Annotated in this window: 19 protein-coding genes; 1 reads left to right on the top strand and 18 read right to left on the bottom strand. The window is 37.1% G+C overall.

The window, feature by feature from the left end:
* Positions 1-322: 322 nt before the first annotated feature.
* The 16 genes from I567_RS05195 to I567_RS05120 form a co-directional block, all read right to left on the bottom strand.
* A complete protein-coding gene (locus I567_RS05195; RefSeq protein ID WP_016251202.1) occupies positions 323-997 on the bottom strand; it encodes a DivIVA domain-containing protein in 675 nt (224 codons plus the stop codon).
* 19 nt (positions 998-1,016) lie between these two features.
* Positions 1,017-1,799, bottom strand: a complete 783-nt coding sequence (locus I567_RS05190) for a YlmH family RNA-binding protein (RefSeq protein WP_016251201.1) — start codon at positions 1,797-1,799, stop codon at positions 1,017-1,019.
* A gap of 18 nt (positions 1,800-1,817) precedes the next feature.
* Positions 1,818-2,063 (bottom strand): YggT family protein, encoded by a 246-nt coding sequence (locus I567_RS05185; protein ID WP_281956426.1) that lies wholly within the window; start codon positions 2,061-2,063, stop codon positions 1,818-1,820.
* A 73-nt stretch (positions 2,064-2,136) separates the two neighbouring features.
* A complete protein-coding gene (locus I567_RS05180; RefSeq protein ID WP_016251199.1) occupies positions 2,137-2,766 on the bottom strand; it encodes a cell division protein SepF in 630 nt (209 codons plus the stop codon).
* 21 nt (positions 2,767-2,787) lie between these two features.
* Positions 2,788-3,456: a YggS family pyridoxal phosphate-dependent enzyme gene (locus tag I567_RS05175; protein WP_026209889.1), complete on the bottom strand. Its 669-nt coding sequence runs from the start codon at positions 3,454-3,456 to the stop codon at positions 2,788-2,790.
* 23 nt (positions 3,457-3,479) lie between these two features.
* The gene (ftsZ, locus tag I567_RS05170) at positions 3,480-4,730 is read right to left on the bottom strand and encodes a cell division protein FtsZ (RefSeq protein ID WP_016251197.1); all 1,251 of its coding nucleotides are present in this window, start codon (positions 4,728-4,730) and stop codon (positions 3,480-3,482) included.
* Between the two features lie 20 nt (positions 4,731-4,750).
* Complete coding sequence (gene ftsA, locus I567_RS05165; protein ID WP_016251196.1) at positions 4,751-6,091, bottom strand: cell division protein FtsA; 1,341 nt, start codon at positions 6,089-6,091, stop codon at positions 4,751-4,753.
* Between the two features lie 171 nt (positions 6,092-6,262).
* Positions 6,263-7,375 carry a cell division protein FtsQ/DivIB gene (locus I567_RS05160; protein WP_016251195.1) on the bottom strand — a complete coding sequence of 371 codons (1,113 nt, stop codon included), beginning with the start codon at positions 7,373-7,375 and terminating at the stop codon, positions 6,263-6,265.
* A gap of 3 nt (positions 7,376-7,378) precedes the next feature.
* Positions 7,379-8,476 carry an undecaprenyldiphospho-muramoylpentapeptide beta-N-acetylglucosaminyltransferase gene (gene murG, locus I567_RS05155; protein WP_016251194.1) on the bottom strand — a complete coding sequence of 366 codons (1,098 nt, stop codon included), beginning with the start codon at positions 8,474-8,476 and terminating at the stop codon, positions 7,379-7,381.
* 17 nt (positions 8,477-8,493) lie between these two features.
* Positions 8,494-9,849, bottom strand: a complete 1,356-nt coding sequence (gene murD, locus I567_RS05150; RefSeq protein WP_016251193.1) for a UDP-N-acetylmuramoyl-L-alanine--D-glutamate ligase — start codon at positions 9,847-9,849, stop codon at positions 8,494-8,496.
* A gap of 17 nt (positions 9,850-9,866) precedes the next feature.
* Positions 9,867-10,829, bottom strand: a complete 963-nt coding sequence (gene mraY / locus I567_RS05145; protein WP_016251192.1) for a phospho-N-acetylmuramoyl-pentapeptide-transferase — start codon at positions 10,827-10,829, stop codon at positions 9,867-9,869.
* Positions 10,830-10,845: 16 nt separating this feature from the next.
* On the bottom strand, positions 10,846-13,065 hold the full coding sequence (locus I567_RS05140; protein WP_016251191.1) for a penicillin-binding transpeptidase domain-containing protein: 2,220 nt from the start codon (positions 13,063-13,065) through the stop codon (positions 10,846-10,848).
* The gene (gene ftsL, locus I567_RS05135) at positions 13,066-13,479 is read right to left on the bottom strand and encodes a cell division protein FtsL (protein WP_016251190.1); all 414 of its coding nucleotides are present in this window, start codon (positions 13,477-13,479) and stop codon (positions 13,066-13,068) included.
* 4 nt (positions 13,480-13,483) lie between these two features.
* Positions 13,484-14,440 (bottom strand): 16S rRNA (cytosine(1402)-N(4))-methyltransferase RsmH, encoded by a 957-nt coding sequence (gene rsmH, locus I567_RS05130; protein WP_016251189.1) that lies wholly within the window; start codon positions 14,438-14,440, stop codon positions 13,484-13,486.
* Positions 14,441-14,464: 24 nt separating this feature from the next.
* Entirely contained in the window at positions 14,465-14,896 is a 432-nt protein-coding gene (gene mraZ, locus I567_RS05125; protein ID WP_016251188.1) for a division/cell wall cluster transcriptional repressor MraZ, read from the bottom strand.
* 179 nt (positions 14,897-15,075) lie between these two features.
* Positions 15,076-15,435: a DUF3397 domain-containing protein gene (locus tag I567_RS05120; RefSeq protein WP_016251187.1), complete on the bottom strand. Its 360-nt coding sequence runs from the start codon at positions 15,433-15,435 to the stop codon at positions 15,076-15,078.
* 185 nt (positions 15,436-15,620) lie between these two features.
* Here I567_RS05120 and I567_RS12385 point away from each other — a divergent pair, with 185 nt between their 5' ends.
* A complete protein-coding gene (locus I567_RS12385) occupies positions 15,621-15,758 on the top strand; it encodes a DUF4044 domain-containing protein (protein WP_370684644.1) in 138 nt (45 codons plus the stop codon).
* 249 nt (positions 15,759-16,007) lie between these two features.
* Here the strand turns inward: I567_RS12385 and recN are convergent, their stop codons facing one another.
* Both recN and argR read right to left on the bottom strand, forming a co-directional pair.
* Positions 16,008-17,690 (bottom strand): DNA repair protein RecN, encoded by a 1,683-nt coding sequence (gene recN / locus I567_RS05115; RefSeq protein ID WP_016251185.1) that lies wholly within the window; start codon positions 17,688-17,690, stop codon positions 16,008-16,010.
* 20 nt (positions 17,691-17,710) lie between these two features.
* Positions 17,711-18,157, bottom strand: coding sequence for an arginine repressor (gene argR / locus I567_RS05110; protein ID WP_016251184.1), 447 nt, complete (start codon positions 18,155-18,157; stop codon positions 17,711-17,713).
* Positions 18,158-18,250: the final 93 nt, after the last annotated feature.

Genomic DNA, 18,250 nt, shown 5'->3' with positions numbered 1-18,250 from the left:
TCTCCTTTCATCCGATTTTCTCAGCGGTAGGTAAGCACACGAATTTCTTCATGTCTGACCAGCTGTTTCACGTCCTAAAAAAAAGTCCCTATGCTAATTCAGCATAGGGACGAACGAAATCGTGGTACCACCCAAAATTTAAAGATATAAAATCTTCCTTTTGACATCGATATCGAGATGAGCCGTCTACCCTTACTTAGCATATACGATGGGTTCAGGATAGTAAACTTAGGATGATCTGCATTATTCCAGGGTTTACCGGTCTTTCACTCTCACCGACTCGCTATGAAAAATAAAATAATGCTTTCTGTTCCACTAATATTTATTCAGTTAAAGATGAATCAGTTTCATCGTCTTCTTGATTAGAAACTTCTAATTGAGAGTTTACTTCAACATCTACCTCGTTGTCAAGTGTTTGTTCTAAAACTTCTTTCAAAACAGTAGATGAATCTGGCACATAAGTTGAAAATGGTGCCAAGATATCATCCCATTCTGGACTTTTCACTTCTTGTAATTGGGTTTCAATCTTCAGTAATAAGCTATTGTAAAAGACGCGTGTTTTCTTCTTCAAATCGTTGGTTTCTAGAACTAATTGACGCGCATTTTGAGTGGCATCTGAAAGAATTTCTTTTGCTTTATCTTCTGCCGCTTGTGTAATTTGGAAAGCACGTTTTTCCGCATCTGCAACCAATTCATTGGCTTTATTTTGTGCAGAAGTTACTAATACTTCAGATTCTTTGGTAGCACTTGATTTCACCTTATCTGCTGTATCTTGTGCCACAATGATAGATTGATTTAACGCATCTTTTAATTCGTTAAAATAAGCTAATTTTTCTTCCGCATGCTTTAAAGATTTTTCTAGCTCACGATTTTTTTGCACAGCAATTTCATAATCACGCGCTACTAAATCTAAAAAGTCTAATACCTCATCACGATCAAAGCCGCGCATCTTATTTGAAAATACTTTATTTTGAATATCTAATGGAGTTAAAGCCATGGCAATCACCTCATAATATTTATTTACGTAACACACCCAATGATAAACGAATTTTTTCTTTCTTAGTCGTCCCTTCAATCGCACGAATCTGCAGGCGACCAAATCCTCTTATTGATACAATATCTAATAAATCCAAAACAAAATCCGCTCTTTGCATTTCCATCCAATTGAGCTTAACCTTGTTGGATTCGATGAGTTGTTTTGAACGTTGACGCGAGATATTAAAGACATTGGATATCACCACATCGACCCGCAAAGAGCTCACAATTGCCTGTTCTAAGGTCCAATCATCTTTAGGAACAATTAATTCTGTATAGTTGGCTTGCTCTAAACGCACCGAGATTTTGCCAATTTTTTCTACCTGAGTCTGCACATAATGACTAATTTCTTTAGACATTAAGACTTGCCAATTTTCCCCATCAGAAATAATATCTCCGAAAGATTGACGCTTTAACCCAGTAGATAATAAAGTTCCTAGAATCTTACTATGACTTAATTGCGCAAATTTTTTAGGATATTGAATGGTAAATAGGGCAATTTCAAAATCCTCTTGCGTCGGCGTATAATAATCTGGATAAATCAAACAACGTGTACGCTCGCTTAATTCATAACCACCATAAAAACGAAAACCTAAATCAGAATTTTGACGGATCAATGTCTCTAAAATATAGGCTTGTCTTGGATCTAAAAAGTCAGTTAGAACGGGCGCATATTGCATTTCCACTTTTTCTAACCATTCTTCTACAGTGTCAATAAAAGGGCGCTCATCTTCCCGAAAATGTTGATACACATTTGCGTTCAAAAAAGCCACCCCCTTAAATTAATATACAAAAAATAGTAAAATACGAATCAATGCCTGACTAGCTAATTGTAATACTAGTACCGCAAAAAGAATCGTAAAATCGACCGGTCCGAATTGTAATTTCACCCGATCAAATATACTTAAATATGGCTCACAAATCTTACTTAAAAGTTGGCCAAATTTACTTTGGTATCCACCTGGGAACCAAGATAATAATGCATAGATAACAAGTAATGTCGTATAAAGATAGACCACATCACCGATTAATTTAATTAATAAAAATAGGATAGGCTTGTCCTCCTAATCATTGTCAGCAAACACTAAACTGACAAAACAGTTATTGAATCTCCAACATATTGGCATCCATTAAAGATTGCGCTGTCCCATCAATTTCTACTCCTTGTGCCGTACATAAGAAGATTTCATTACCTACACGTTTAATATCACCGTTTTCAGCATAAACAGTGCCTGTCAAGAAATCAACAATTCGTCTTGCTTGATACTCCTCAATCTGATGGAAGTTCACCAAGACAGACTCACCATTCATAATATGTTTGGCAATTTTCATCGCTTCTGAATAGGCTCTAGGCTCGATAATAATAATCTTATTTGCAGCTTGATTTTCTCTAGTACTACGTGGTTTAGTAGAAGATTTATTTGCTCTTGACTGCTGCATAGATACAACATTTTGTACTTGCGTGTGATATTGTTGTGATTGATTACTATAATTATTTTCTTGTGAATGCTGTGATGAATAATCCCGAGACTGATTGGCTACTGAACGTTGATAAAACGATTGTCTAGTAGGTTGGGTATTTTGAGGCGCTGGATTATTAACACGATTCGTCACACTTGGATGAGCGTGAACTTGCTCTTCTTCATCAGCATAGTCATTTCTCTCAGTATCCTCTTCTTCAGCCATACCAAAAAAGTTTTTAGCATTTTCCCACATTTCCTGCAGTTTCATGGTTCATCCTCCTTTCACGTCTCACTTAAACAATGCCGTGCCGACTCTAACAAAAGTGGCGCCTTCCATCACAGCAATAGGAAAATCATTAGACATCCCCATACTTAAATCATGGCAAGGAGCATAAGATAAAGTCAACTTTTCAATTTCACATTGCTTTTGTTTTAATTTCTTGAAAATATCGTGTTGTTCAGTCGCAGTAGAGTCAAAAGGAGCCATCGTCATTAAACCAACAACTTGAATTTTATCATGCGCATGAAGCGACAAGATAAAGTCTTTGGTTTCTTCAAGTGTCAATCCATGCTTACTTTCTTCACCAGAAACATTGACTTCAACAAAACACTTAACGACTTTTTGCGCTCTTTTTTGAATTTCGTCAGCCAACTTTAAACTATCTAGAGCATGAAAATAATCCACTTCATTAATGACATCTTTGACTTTGCGTCGTTGCAAATTACCGATATAATGCCAGACAACCTCCGGATGAGTGATTGCTTGTTTTTTAGCTAAAAATTTATCCGCACGATTTTCGGCTAAGTGCAATTGACCTAATGCGATCATCGCTTGGGTTGTCGGCACATCTTCAGTCTTCGTAACGGCTACTAAAGTTACCTCAGAACAACTGCGTCCAACCTGATCACAAGCTTTCTGAATAGATTGTTGTACTTGTTTTAAATTATCAGCTAACATCATGATCAGGTCTCCTTTATTGCTTAATTATTGCGTTTACGACGGAAAAATGGAGGTGTACTTAACTCATCTTCTGCCGGTTTTACTTCTTCTTTGTTAAATGTTTCAAATTCACGTTTTTCAACATTATCAAATTGTGCGTCATCTACTTTAGGACGGACATTTTGTTCTTTACGAATATCCCAGTCACCAAATGAATTTTCTTCATTCGTTGTTGGTGTTGTTGGGCGTGCTTGATCTAAATCAAGCGTTGGTTTTGGTTGTGTTGTGTGAATTTGGCTAGCACGATGACTACGAGCAGATGTATTTTCACGTTTGCTTGGATCAATACCTGTAGCAATGACAGTGACACGAATTTCATCGCCTAGTTCTTCATTGATTGAAGTACCAAGGATGATATTTACATCGCCACTTGCAGCATGAGCAACGATATCAGCTGCATCTTGTGCTTCAAATAAAGTCATATCTAAGCCACCAGTGATGTTTAGTAAGACTTGTTCTGCCCCATCAATAGAAGTTTCTAATAATGGAGAAGAAATTGCTCGTTTAGTTGCTTCAACCACGCGTTCTTCACCACTAGCAACCCCGATACCCATTAAAGCAGTACCTTGATTAGCCATCACAGTTTTCACATCGGCAAAGTCAAGGTTCACATAACCTGGTGCAGTAATTAAATCAGAAATACCTTGAACCCCTTGACGTAATACATTATCAGCTTCACGGAAAGCTTGTAACATAGGCGTCTTTTTATCAACGATTTCTAATAAGCGGTTATTTGAGATAATTAATAAAGTATCTACGTTTTCTTTTAGTTTAGCGATACCTTCTGCAGCATAGCGCCCACGTTTTGGACCTTCAAATGTGAATGGACGTGTCACTACCCCAACAGTTAAAGCACCGATTTCTTTAGCGATACGAGCAACGATTGGCGCAGCACCTGTACCTGTTCCGCCACCCATACCAGCAGTGATGAAGACCATATCCGCACCTTCTAATGTTTCGCGAATTGCTTCTTCACTTTCTTCAGCAGCTTTTTGACCCACTTCAGGTTGAGAACCTGCTCCTAAACCACGAGTGAATTTAGGTCCTAATTGGATAACTGTTTCAGCTTTTGAGGCGCGTAAAGCTTGAACGTCCGTATTGACTACGATAAATTCAACACCTTTTACGTTTTCTTCAATCATGCGGTTAATGGCATTACCACCGCCACCGCCGACACCGATTACTTTAATAATCGCGCCAGAATTTACACTATTATCAATTGAAAATTCCATTATCGATTTCCTCCTATCAACTATTCAAAAAAGTTAGAAAAGAAATTCTTAATCTTATCTGTGACTTTTTCTTGATGTTCTTCTTCATCATAGTAGTTCGCATTTGTTTCATAAGTTGGTTGTTCATATTCTGGTTCTTCATCTGGGACCACTGGTGTTTGAACAGCCGGTGTAGATGAAGTGGTAGGAACGACTCTTTCTCCAGTAATAGCTGAAACAACCACTTGGGTAATTTCGCTCATACTTGCCGCATAGTCCACTAAGCTAATGACATTTGTAAATACTGGATTTCTTAAGCCCATGTGATTTGGAACATGTAATTTCACTGGTGTACCTAAGATTTCTTGTGCTAAATCAACTAAACCTGGGAGACTAGCTGCCCCACCAGTTAAGACGACACCACCTGGTAAATCAAGCGCATCGATTTCATCTAACACATCTTTGGCTTTTGTAAAGATTTGTTCCATACGTGCTTCGATGATTTCTGATAAATAACGTTCATCAATTTTTACTGGTTCTGCCTTACCAATGACATCAACTGGGAATTCTTCACTTGCAGACGTACGTGCAGGATAAGCATCACCATAATTAATTTTCAAGGCTTCAGCATTATTAAATGAAGTATTTAAAACAGTTGAAATATCACGAGTGACATATTCGCCACCTTCTTGATTCACGTTAGTAAACTTCAATTGTTTATCATGCATGACAGCTGTTGTTGTTTGACCACCACCGATATCAATGACAATCGTACCGAAATCTTTTTCACCATCAGATAAAATAGATTCAGTTAAAGCAAGTGGCGTAATAATGGTTTGACCAATTGTTAACCCTGCTTTTTCGACACATTTACGAATATTATGAATAATCGTCTTAGGACCAGTAAACATCACACCGTACATTTCAAGGCGAACACCAATCATGCCACGTGGATCTTTAATACCTTCAAAACCATCAACCGTAAATTCTTGTGGTAATACTGCAATAATTTGTCTTTCAGGTGGCACTGAACGAACTAATGCGGCAGATGCTACATTACGAACATCTTCGTTTGTGATTTCTTTAGATTCATTATTTACTGCAATCATCCCTTGACAGTTTTCGACTTCTAAAAGATTTGCTGGAATACCAACATTCACCGTACGAATTTGAATACCTGCTTTTTCTTCTGCTTGTCCAACTGCGCGTTTAATTGCTTGGACAGTTTTTTCAATATCAACAATGATTCCGCGATTAATTCCTTCAGACTTCGCATTGCCGACACCGATAATATTCATTTGGCTATCAACATATTCAGCGACAACGACTTTCACCGATGTCGTACCAATATCAAGCCCAACATAAATTCCCGTTTTTGCCATGGATGGGGCTCCCTCCTAATTTTTAACTATCAATAGAACAAAATTTGTTCAAACTTAACTTTTTTTAGTTTTCACTGTTTACAATTCTAACATTTTTACCCAATTTTAAAAAGTAGGTAGCGATAAATTATATAAAAAAATCCTAAATTTTGCAAATTTCTTTAAAGAATCTTATGCTTGTGGATTTTCTTGAACGCTTTCACTATTTTCAGCGTCACTGTCTGCCGTTTGTTCTGAACTATCCCCTGTTTTTTTCTCTTCTTTTGGATAAGGATAAGTGAATAAACCTACTTCCATATCCACAATCCCTGGCTCTTGCATATTGCTAGCAACTTTGGCATAGTATGGTAATTTTTTTGTCAATTGATCAATATTGATTAACACTTGATTTTGATCGTTCATATTTAACGTTAATAATTGATCATTTTCTGCGCGCGGTGTGGACTTAATTTGTGAAATGCTTTGTTTAAATTCTTCCGGCAGTTTGTGATAAGCTTTCAGCGTTTTTAAAATTAACTTTTTAGAAGTAAATCCTTCCAATATTGGTAAACCACTTTGTAATTGATCTTGGGTAATCGGATTTTTCAATACTTGACCATTTTCTAAAATATCATAATACTTATCACCTGTGAGTAAATAAGCCACTCTGTGATATTCTGTCACATTGATTTGAAATTGATTGAAATGAACAACCTTTACATTGACCGCTTTAATCCAAGGAGAAATTTTTTTGATTTTTTGAATCGCGTTTTGACGTGCAAAATATTGTTCCCATAATAGTTCATTGATTTTAAAATTCGCTGTTTTCACAATTTGATTGCTTGCAACTTGCTGATTATGTACAACATTTACCTTTGATAACTGACCCAAAGGCGAAATGTAATAGATACATCCTACTAATGGTATCAAAAACAGTGAAATAATCAACGCTAAACGACGATATAGTTTGCGTTGACGATAATCCTTCATCTTAGGCAACTTATCAGAAAAACTGGTATTTTCACTTTCACGAATCGACTCAGTTGGCTTTTCTGAAGAGAGAATTTCAATCATGGGACGTTCATTTTTTTCTTGCTCTTGATTTTCTTGCTGCTCAACTTCTTCACTAGGTTCTGCCAGAGATTCTGATTCTTCTTGCTCTTGATTTTTTTTCAAGATTTTATCCATCAATCGCTTTTCTTCTAAATATTTTTGATGGGCTTCTTGCCAAGGTGTAGGCTTTTTTTGACTATTTTCTTTTTTGTCTAGCTTTGATTGCTTTTCCTCTTTCGTACTAATAGTCATCACCTACTTTTCAGTTACTTCTAAAACTAGCTTATACAACCTTTGTGAGGCATCCACAATTCCTTGACTCTTAGACGCTTTAGACATACTTTGTAAAAGCGTATCATCATTCATAATTGAGTCAATCGCTCGCACCAGACGTTCACCAGTTAAGTCCGCATCTGCAATCACCTTACTTGCACCAATCTTTTCTAAACTTTTGGCATTTTTCGTTTGGTGATCATTGGTTACATATGGACTTGGAATTAAAATTGATGGTAAACCAAGCGCAGTTAGCTCAGCAATGGAAGTCGCTCCGGCCCGCCCAATGAGTAAATCACAGTTGGCCATCACTTCTGCCATATTGTGAATATAAGGTTGAATGGAGATATTCACAAATGCATCCTTGGACATCCCGATTTCTTCTTCAATTTGATGGTAATATCTTTCACCTGAAGCATATAACACTTGATAATTTTTTTTCGCTAAGATAGGTAAGGCATTGACAACGGCTTGATTAATTTTTAAGGCACCTTGACTCCCACCAAAAATTAAAACCGTCTTAACACCTGGTTTTAAATCATATTGCGACAAAACATCACTGCGAACGATTCCTTGCATTTCTTGCGCGCGTGGATTACCGACTAGTTCTGTTTTGGCTAGTGGAAAATACTGTCCCGCATCGCTAAAAGCAATCCCAATTTTATCCACATAGCGCGCTAAAAATTTATTCGTAATCCCAGGTACGCTGTTTTGCTCATGAATAATTGTCGGAATATGCATGCGGCTAGCCTGGAATACCACTGCACCAGAAACATAGCCACCAGTACCAATCACGACGTCTGGTTGATAATCTCGCAATATTTTCTTCGCTTGACGCATACTTCTAAAAAAGAGTTGCAATGTTTTGAGATTATCTACTGACAAGCTGCGTTTAAAGCCTTGAATTTCTAAGGTTTGAAAAGGAATATCCGTTTGTGGCAAGATTTTATTTTCTAATCCACGTTTTGCTCCGATATACATAAATTCGCTTGTTGGATCCACTGATTTAACATACTTAATAAAAGCCAAAGCCGGATAAATATGGCCACCAGTTCCCCCACCGGTTAATAATATTTTCATGAATTTCCGCTCATTTCTTATAATTTTTCGATTGCCGCGATAAATTTATCACCACGGACTTCAAAGTTTGGATATTGATCCCAGCTAGCATTGGCTGGTGATAATAAGACGATATCGCCTGCTTGCGCTAATTTAGCTGCAATAGGGACTGCTGTTTCGACATTTTCGGTCATTGTAATAGAGGTAATTCCTGCTTGTTTCGCCGCATCAGCTAATTTATCCTTGGTTTCACCGAATAAAATAATTGCTTTTAAACCCTTCAAACTAGGAATTAAGGCATCAAAAGAATTGCCACGGTCTAATCCACCAGCTAATAATACAACCTTGCTCAAATCAAAACCAGCTAAAGCCTTTTGTGTAGCTAAAATATTAGTTGCTTTAGAATCATTGTAATAGCGCACCCCAGCAATTTCTTTAATAAACTGCGTCCGATGTTTCACACCATGAAATTGACTAAGCGCGGATTGAATCGCACTATTTTCGACATGCATTAATTTAGCCACCGCAATTGCAGCTAAGGCATTTTCAATATTATGACTGCCTGGAACCCCTAATTGATCCGCTGGCATGATCAACTCATCTTTATAGTACAAATTGCCATCTAGCAAATAGGCGCCATCGACTTTCTCAGTTGTTGAAAATGCCACTACTTGTGCTTGGGTCGTTTTAGCTAATTCACGAACTTCTTCTTGTTGCCAGTTAAGTACAAGATAATCATCCGCAGTCATATTCGCTTGGATTTTCCATTTTGAGGCTACATAATCAGCTCGCGTTTGGTGATAATCAATATGCGCTTCATATAAATTCGTAATCACCGCGATATGTGGGTGAAAGCTTCGTGTCCCTTTCAATTGGAAACTAGATAATTCCATCACTAGCTCATCATCATTTGTTGCTTCTTGGGCCACAGAACTAGCTGGATAACCGATATTTCCTGACAAACGTGCTTGCCCTTTTGTACGATTTTCATTTAAAATCGTCGCAATCATCGTAGTCGTTGTGGTTTTACCATTAGTTCCAGTAATACCGATAATAAGTGCTTCACTAATCAAATAAGCCAATTCCACTTCAGTAATCACCGAAATATGAAGTTCTAAAGCACGCGCAACCATTGGATGGGTATAAGGAATACCAGGATTTTTGACCATTAAACTAAATCCTTCATCCACTAATTCAATCGGATGGCTACCGGTAATAACGGTAATGCCGGCTTCTAACAATTCCTGTGCTTGAGGATTTTCATTAAAAGGTTTACCATCATTAACGGTAACAAGTGCACCCAAATCGTGTAACAATTTGGCCGCACTTACTCCGCTCTTTGCTAATCCTAAAACTAATACTTTTTCATTTTGAAATTTTGTCACTTTCTTCATCTTTCATTCCTCGCTTTTTACAATACAATCATCAAAGTGACCACTGAACAAATCACAGCAATCAACCAGAATACGATATCGATCTTCCACTCTGACCAGCCACTCATCTCAAAATGGTGGTGAATCGGTGACATCTTAAAGATACGTTTTCCTGTTAATTTAAAGGAAGTCACTTGCAACATCACACTAGCTGTTTCGATCACATAGATTAAGCCAACTAATAATAAGGTCCATTCTTGATGTAATAAAATCGAAATCGAAGCCAAAAGCCCCCCTAAAGCTAGTGAACCAACATCCCCCATGAAAATTTTAGCAGGTTTATGATTATATGGGAAGAAGCCAACTAAGCCACCCACCACACTAATACATACAAGTAAGATATCATATTGTTTTTGATGCCAAGCGATTATCGCATACGTTAAGAAAGAAATTGTGCCTAATCCAGAGACTAAACCGTCAATCCCATCTGTTAAATTGACTGCATTTGAAAAACCAACTAACCAAAAAACGATAAACAAACCATATAGATAAGATAATGGGATTTCAATTGTAAAGAAGTTTAGCGTGTTTGGTTGTTTATCAGCTAAAAAGACTAGATAAAAGACTACCCCACCAATGATTTGGCCGATTAGCTTTTGTAAAGATTTCAAACCAAGATTTCGTTTCATAAAAATCTTAATAAAATCATCTAAAAAGCCCAGTGTGCCATAAAGAAGAAAGACAAATAGTAAAATAAATAGCGTAGGGGTTAATAGTTTTAGCCAAACAGCTGCCCAAATGCTGGTTACAATCGCTGCTAAGCTAAATACTAAACCTCCCATCGTCGGGGTCCCTGCTTTTACATTATGCCATTTAGGTCCTTCATCACGAATCTCTTGACCATATTTTTTCATTTGAAAGTAATGGATAAACAGCGGCATAAAGGCAAAGGTCAAGCCAAAGCCACTTGCAAAAGGTAAGAAAAATTTTGTTAGTTCCATCATTAACTCCTACTTATTAATCATTTTCTTTTAAGGTAAAGGTAATTGATTTTTTATCCGTTAAAGTTTCATAAGGTTGAATACTTTGGTTCACACAATAACCACTACCATTAAATTTCACTTTGATATCTAAAATACTACCAAGCTTCACTAAGTCCGCTTTCGACCAACCAGACACATCTGGCATATAAGCATTTTCACCCTTCGCTAAAAGAATGATTTTTTCATTTGGTAAGACTTTGATACCGGCTTTCAAGGATTGCGCCGTCACTTTTTCGCCATTACCAATGACCACGACATCTAGGCCACGTTTTTCAGCTAGGTTAGCAGCATCAACACTACTCATGCCTGTGAATTTATCCACGGTGACTTTTTCGGTACTCTTTTCAGTAGTTTCAGGTGCAGCTACCGTTTCATCTTGAAGGTCCATCGCACGTTTTAACAATGGATTTGCGACACTTGGTAAAATCGTTCCATCGTTTTCTTTTGGCAATTTCACCGTTAGATATAAAACATATTCCGGCTCTTCAGAAGGAACCATCAAGACAATAGAATATAGGTAAGAATTTTCACCTTGTAGATAGCCACCAGAATCTGAAGCGACCTGTGCAGTACCCGTTTTAGCCGAAATATTATAACCTGGCACGCTATATTTACCATAAGCACTACCATAATCTTTATTTTCAACAACATCTCGCATATATTCGCGGACTTTACGAGCAGCATTTTCACTAATTGGCTTACCGACGACTTCTGTTTGCGTAATCGCCTTTTTATTGGTTGTATGATCGACAATTTCTTTAATAAAGTGTGGTTTAACCATAGTCCCGTTATTCGAAACCGCCGTAAATGCTTGCAACATTTGGAAGTTCGTCACAGCAATCCCTTGACCAAAGGATGTCATCGCATGCGAAACCACATTGTCCTCTGGCAACATTCCCGGACTTTCACCCAGTATACCAGCATTTGTACTTTGACCAAAGCCGAATTGTTTTAAATATCTTTGCCAACGGTCTTGCATACGTTGCTCTAACATAACCATCCCTTTGTTACTAGACCAAGAAAGCGCCTGACGCATGGTTAAAGTACCTAAAGCCCCATGATCCCAGTCATCAATCACCGTATCAGCAATCTTGATTTGACCAGATGGATAACTTTCATACTCATTAAATATCCCTTGATCAATTGCTGCGGAGGTCATTAGGATTTTCATTGTTGACCCGGGTTCATATGTTTCTTGTAATAATAAATTCAACCAAGTAAAATCTTTGCCACCTAATGTCGATTTATCTTCAGGATTGAAAGAAGGTTGTTGGGCAGCGGCTAAAATCTCCCCTGTTTTCGCATTCATTAAGACACCAGTCATGTTTTCTGGCTTACTTTTCTTGTAAGCCTCAGTCAATAAAGAATCTAAATAAGTTTGGAGACGACTATCTAAAGTGGTATAGATATCTTTTCCATCAACTGCAGCCTTTTTCTCAGCAACCGTACCAGGCAATGGGTTTTGATAATTATCTTTTTGATAGGTAATCTTGCCATCTGTACCTTTTAAGACATCATTATACGCTTCTTCAATGCCAAGTTTTCCGACTAAGCGTTCTTCATTATTCTTCACAGCAATATCAGCATAACCAATTAAATGAGAAGAAAATTGGCCATTTGGATAGATTCGCGAAGGATGACTATTGAAATATAACCCTTTGCTTTTACGAGATTTTAATTCTTTTTCAATCGCTTCTTTTTGTTGCAAAGTAATATCTTTAGCAGCCGAAATTTCTACTTGATAAGGACGTACTTTTTTGTCATATGCTGTATTTAAAATCTTTTCTACTTTACTTTTACTAGTTCCGACCTTATCATGTAGCACTTCTGCAATCTGACTAAAATCTTTTTGCTCAGCATATAATTTGGTCTTTCCTTGTACATAGCTATCAGAAAGGATCACATAAGCAGAATAAGAGGTGGCATCCTCAGCAATCGCAATGCCATTTCGATCATAAATGGTCCCTCGTTTGGCCGCAATCACTTCTGAACCTTTATATAATTCGGTCGTACGCTGCTTTAAAGATACATCGCCCACATTACCGATTAGTACAATGTAGCCCAAACGTAAAACAAATAAAAAGAACAACGCAATAGTGGTAAGAAAGAATAAGATTCCGACTTTTTTGCGGTTGTTCGTAGTAGTTAGATTCTTTTTTTTAAGAAACTTATCAAATTTTTGTTTATAAGTCATTTACTTCACTTTCCTTAAATTATCATCATTAATTGATAACCCTAATTTTTCAGCAATTTGTTTAATTCTATCAGCTTTTGATAGTTCATTTTTTTCTTGCTGTAAGCGAGTAATTTCTTTTTCATTCACTGTAATTTCTTTCTCAACAATTGAGATGTCGTGTTCCATCTGATTAATTGAAGTGCGAATATAAATCATCCCTAGCGCCACAACAACGACAAAGAGTAGGATAGAAACAGCAATCACTTTTTCAACTAAGCTAATCCGTTTCAACTTGTTAGCAGCTGAAACCCCTGCATTGTTAATAGCTGGCCGTTTGACTTCTTCGATCACAAAGCTATTCATTTGTTCTTTTGGTTGATTCATTGATGTATCGATATCAAATGAATAATCTTGATATTTCAATTCAGCCATTGCCCTACTCCTTCATCATTATTTTTTCCGCCACTCTCAATTTTGCACTGCGCGAACGATTATTTTCTGCCAATTCTTCCTTTGAGGCAGTAATTGGTTTTTTATTCACTAACTTTAAGATAGGTTTGTATTCATCTGGAATCACAGGTAAGCCAGGTGGTAAATCACGCACTTGACTATATTCCTTAAACATCGTCTTTACGATACGATCTTCTAATGAATGGAAAGTAATCACACTTACTCTGCCATTAAGGTTTAATAATGCGATTGCTTGCTCTAAAGATTCTTCCACTGCTCCTAGCTCATCATTGACCGCAATACGAATTGCTTGAAAAATCCGTTTGGCCGGATGTCCGCCATTACGTCTAGCCGGAGCAGGAATTGCGCTTTTAATAATATCCACTAGTTCACCCGTTGTTTCAATTGGGTGTTTTTCACGCACTCTCTCTATTTCACGAGCAACCTGCTTTGAAAATTTTTCTTCCCCATAACGAAAGAAAATCTTTACTAATTCTTGATAGCTATATTCATTCACAACATGATAAGCACTAAAATCAGCTTCTTGATTCATGCGCATATCTAAAGGTGCATCTTGGTGATAGCTAAATCCACGCGCAGCTTCATCTAGTTGCGGCGAAGAAACTCCTAAATCATAAATAATGCCATCTACGCCATTCACACCTAATTCATTTAAACGCACTTGCAGTTCACGAAAATTCGCCTTAATAAATGTCACTTGATTGTCATCTACATATTTTTTCAGGCGAATCTTTGCATGGTCAATCGCTTTTTGATCTTGGTCAAAGGCGTATAAATGACCTTCACTCGATAATTGAGATAAGATATATTCACTATGGCCAGCTCCACCAAGCGTACAATCTACATATATACCATTTGGTTTAATCTCAAGTGCATCTACGGTTTCGTGTTTCATCACTGTATAATGCTGGAACTGAACCATTCTCTAAATCCTCATTTCAATCTTTTATAATCCAAAATCAATCATTGACTCAGCAATCTCGTCAAAGTTTTCTTCAGCAGCATCCGTAAATGCTTGCCAACGTGTTTCATCCCAAATCTCGATACGATTACTTACCCCAACAATCACACAACTCTTTTCTAAATTGGCATGTTGACGTAAGCTTTGTGGGATATTAATGCGGCCTTGTTTATCAAGTTCACATTCAGTGGCAGCCGAATAAAAGAAGCGCACAAAAAGGCGAGCATCTTTTTTAGCTAGGGGCATTTCGTTTAGTTTTGCCTCTAACTTTTCCCATTCGTCTTGAGGATAGCCAAATAAGCAGCCATCTAACCCCCTGGTCACGACAAAATTTTCGCCTAACTTTTCTCTAAATTTAGCAGGGATAATTAAACGGCCTTTCGCGTCTATTGAATGTTGAAATTCACCCATAAACATCGAAATTTCCTCCATTTACCACTTAATATCCTTAGTCTACCACATTCCCCCACTTTCTACCACTATTTCTCTAATATTTAATATAACTTAATAAAAAAAACAAAAATTTTTCATAATAGAGTTTTTTAAAAGATTTTAAAAAGTTTAAATGGATTTGGAAACGATTTTCTCAATAATTTCTAAATAATTGCTAAAATAAATAAAAACAGATAGAAAACAATCAGTAATAAAAATAAAAAGCGCCAAAACATCTTAAAATACACATGATAATTAATTTCATCATAGAAATAAGCCTGTATCACAGCAATTCCAATCCCTAAAATAAAGGCTGAAATAAATAAGTAAGCTAAGATAGATTCATGAAACAACAATTTTGATAAATGATTATCTACTATAAATAAGATTGGTACCATGATATCGGCTAACTTCACTTTGATTAAATTTTTTAAGGAAAAACGATGAACAATAAAATTCAATCCCATATATAATAATATTGGGCTAGCAAACCACCCTAATAATTCTAATGTACTATGATTCATTTATGTAATCCTCTCTACTTCAAATTTACCTAATGATTGCTTGGCGAGAAATGCATAAAATCCTCTTTATCCATTAAGCCAAGACTAATATACACCACAAACTTTACATCGGTGTTTCAAACTTTTTAAAAATTCTTTGTCCTTTTCCTTGAATTAACGTATAATAGGTTGTAGACTATAAAAAAATGGAAAAAGGACGAAATCGTATGAATGAAAAGAAAAAGATGTCTACCTTTGAAAAAGTCACTAAAGTAGTTATTTGGGCAATGTTGATTGTCACAATTGGTGGCGTCGTCTTATCAACGGTAGCAGCACTTATGTAAAATGTTCGAAGGGTAGCAAAGCAAGCTGCCCCACAACCTTATTTGACGGTGTTCGCAGGGTAGCTACATCGCATCTAAGCCGGCCTGCCTAGGAAAATCTTTAATACTAATGGATTTTCCTGTCATTCCGGACAACCTTAGCTGCTTGTAGCTGTTCGACCCTTCTCACAACCTTATAAAAAATAGAGGCGTTTTTGCAAGTTACGCCTCTTTTTTTTTGGCTTTTCTTTTGCTCAAGCGATGATTTGTTTATTTTCGTAATTGGTCTAGTGTAGTAATCAATTCTTGTGCGTGTTTGATAGTTAAATCAGTAATTTCTGCACCGGCAAGCATGCGCGCTACTTCTTCCACCCTTTGATCCTCATCTAGCGGTAAAACCGTGGTTGAAGTACGACCATCTTGCACTTGCTTTTGAATCAAATACTGATTATCTGCCGCAGCCGCTACTTGTGGTAAATGCGTGATACACAATACTTGAGAGGAGCGGGCAATATTTAAGATTTTTTCTGCAATCGCTTGGGCCACCCGACCACTTACCCCGGTATCAACCTCATCGAAAATGATACTCGTCATCTGCTGGCTACGAGAAAAAATCGACTTCAAAGCGAGTAAAATTCTAGAAAGCTCGCCACCAGAAGCAACTTTCACTAAAGGTTTTAATGGTTCCCCTGGATTCGTAGTCAAATAAAACTCTACTTGGTCTATTCCTTGAGCTTGCAACTGTTTTTCTTTTTCAAAGCGAACTTCAAACTGGGTATTTTCCAGATATAATTCCTTGAGTTCTTGCATGATTTCCTTCGATAAATGAAAGGCAATCTCATGACGCTTTTGACTAATGGCCTCAGCTTCACTCATCAAAGCTTTTTCTAAATCAGCCAATTGTGCTTCTAACTGATCTAGCTGGTCTTCTGATTGCATCGTTGCTTCCAATTCTTCGGTAATTTCAGCAAGATAGTCTAACATCTTCGTGATAGTATCGCCATATTTGCGTTTTAACCTCTTGATGACGGCTAGGCGTTCTTCAATTTCTTCTAAACGCGCTTCATCCATGTCCATCAAATCCATCTGTCTAGATATCCCTGTAGCGACATCTTGTAACAAATAATACGCATTTTGGACTTGCTCATTTAACGCTTCATAATCCGCATCGATTGGGGCAATTTCTTGTAATAAATCCCCCACCTGTGAGATACCATCCAATAAATTCGGCTCATTCATCACAAGCGCTTGATGTGATTGCGCAAAAGCATCCATAATCTTTTGGAAATTCAATAGTTTTTCCCGTTCTTCTGTTAGGGCTTCTTCTTCCCCTTCAACTAATGCTGCTTGTTCTAGTTCTTCTTTTTGATATTGCAGCATATCCATTCGTTGGATGTAGTGTTGTTCATTAGACTGAATTTTGTGCACACGCTGTTTCAACTGTTGATATTCACTAAATTTTGCTTGATACTGCTTGATTTTCTCCTTAAATGCCTCATCTGCAAAACTATCGACAAAATCCAAATGCTTTTCCGGTTGCAATAACTGTTGGTGATCATTTTGCCCTTGAATGTCGACTAAAAATGCACCGATTCGCTTCAAGTTGGTTAAAGTAATCGTCCGCCCATTGATCCGATTGAAACTCTTACCATTTAAAGTGATATCGCGCTGAATAATCAGATATCCTTCCTCTAAGTCAATTCCTAACTCTTGCGCTAAAAGAGTGAATTCCACTTGTTGGGGAATCTCGAAAATCCCTTCAATCATCGACTTATCACAGCCTTGGCGAATAAAATCAACGGATGAGCGTGCTCCTGCTAATAGTGACATCGCATCAATAATAATTGATTTCCCCGCCCCTGTTTCCCCAGTGAGAGCAGTCATCCCTGGTTTAAAGTGCAAATGTAATTCTGAAATAATCGCAAAATTTTGTATAGAAAGCTCTAAAATCACATTTCTTCCCTCTAATCTGCTTAAAAGTTGCGTAATTTTTGATAAATCGTCGCACAATCTTGTTCTGTACGTAAAATCATCAAAATACTATCATCATCATTCAGTAAGCCAAATAATTCTTCTTTAAAACATTTATCTAGTAGATTCCCCACCGCCGAAGCATTCCCAGGAATCGTCTTAATCATAATCATTTTATCCATGGAATCAATCGCGATACAAGCCGTTTTTAATAAGCGTAATAATTTATTAAACAAATCTTCATTTGATTCTTGCGGTAAACTATAGCGATAATTCCCATCTGCAGCTGGAATTTTTACTAACTTTAACTCTTTGATATCACGCGAAATAGTTGCCTGTGTCACTTCTACCCCATGCTTTTTCAAAATCTCGACAAAATCTTCTTGTTTTTCAATCGCAAATTCGTTTAATAAACGGATAATTAAACGGTGTCGATCTTTTTTACGCATTACGTTACCCCTTCCAAATTTATTTTTATTCATGAAATCGATTATAACATGAATAGGACAAAAAGACCATGCAGCATTTATTTTCTACATGGT

The organism is Enterococcus cecorum DSM 20682 = ATCC 43198 (genome assembly GCF_000407565.1).
In the GTDB taxonomy this organism is placed as follows: Bacteria; Bacillota; Bacilli; order Lactobacillales; family Enterococcaceae; genus Enterococcus_E; species Enterococcus_E cecorum.
The sequence above is the reverse complement of the archived record's forward strand: the minus strand, read 5'-3'. Positions and strand labels throughout refer to the sequence as shown.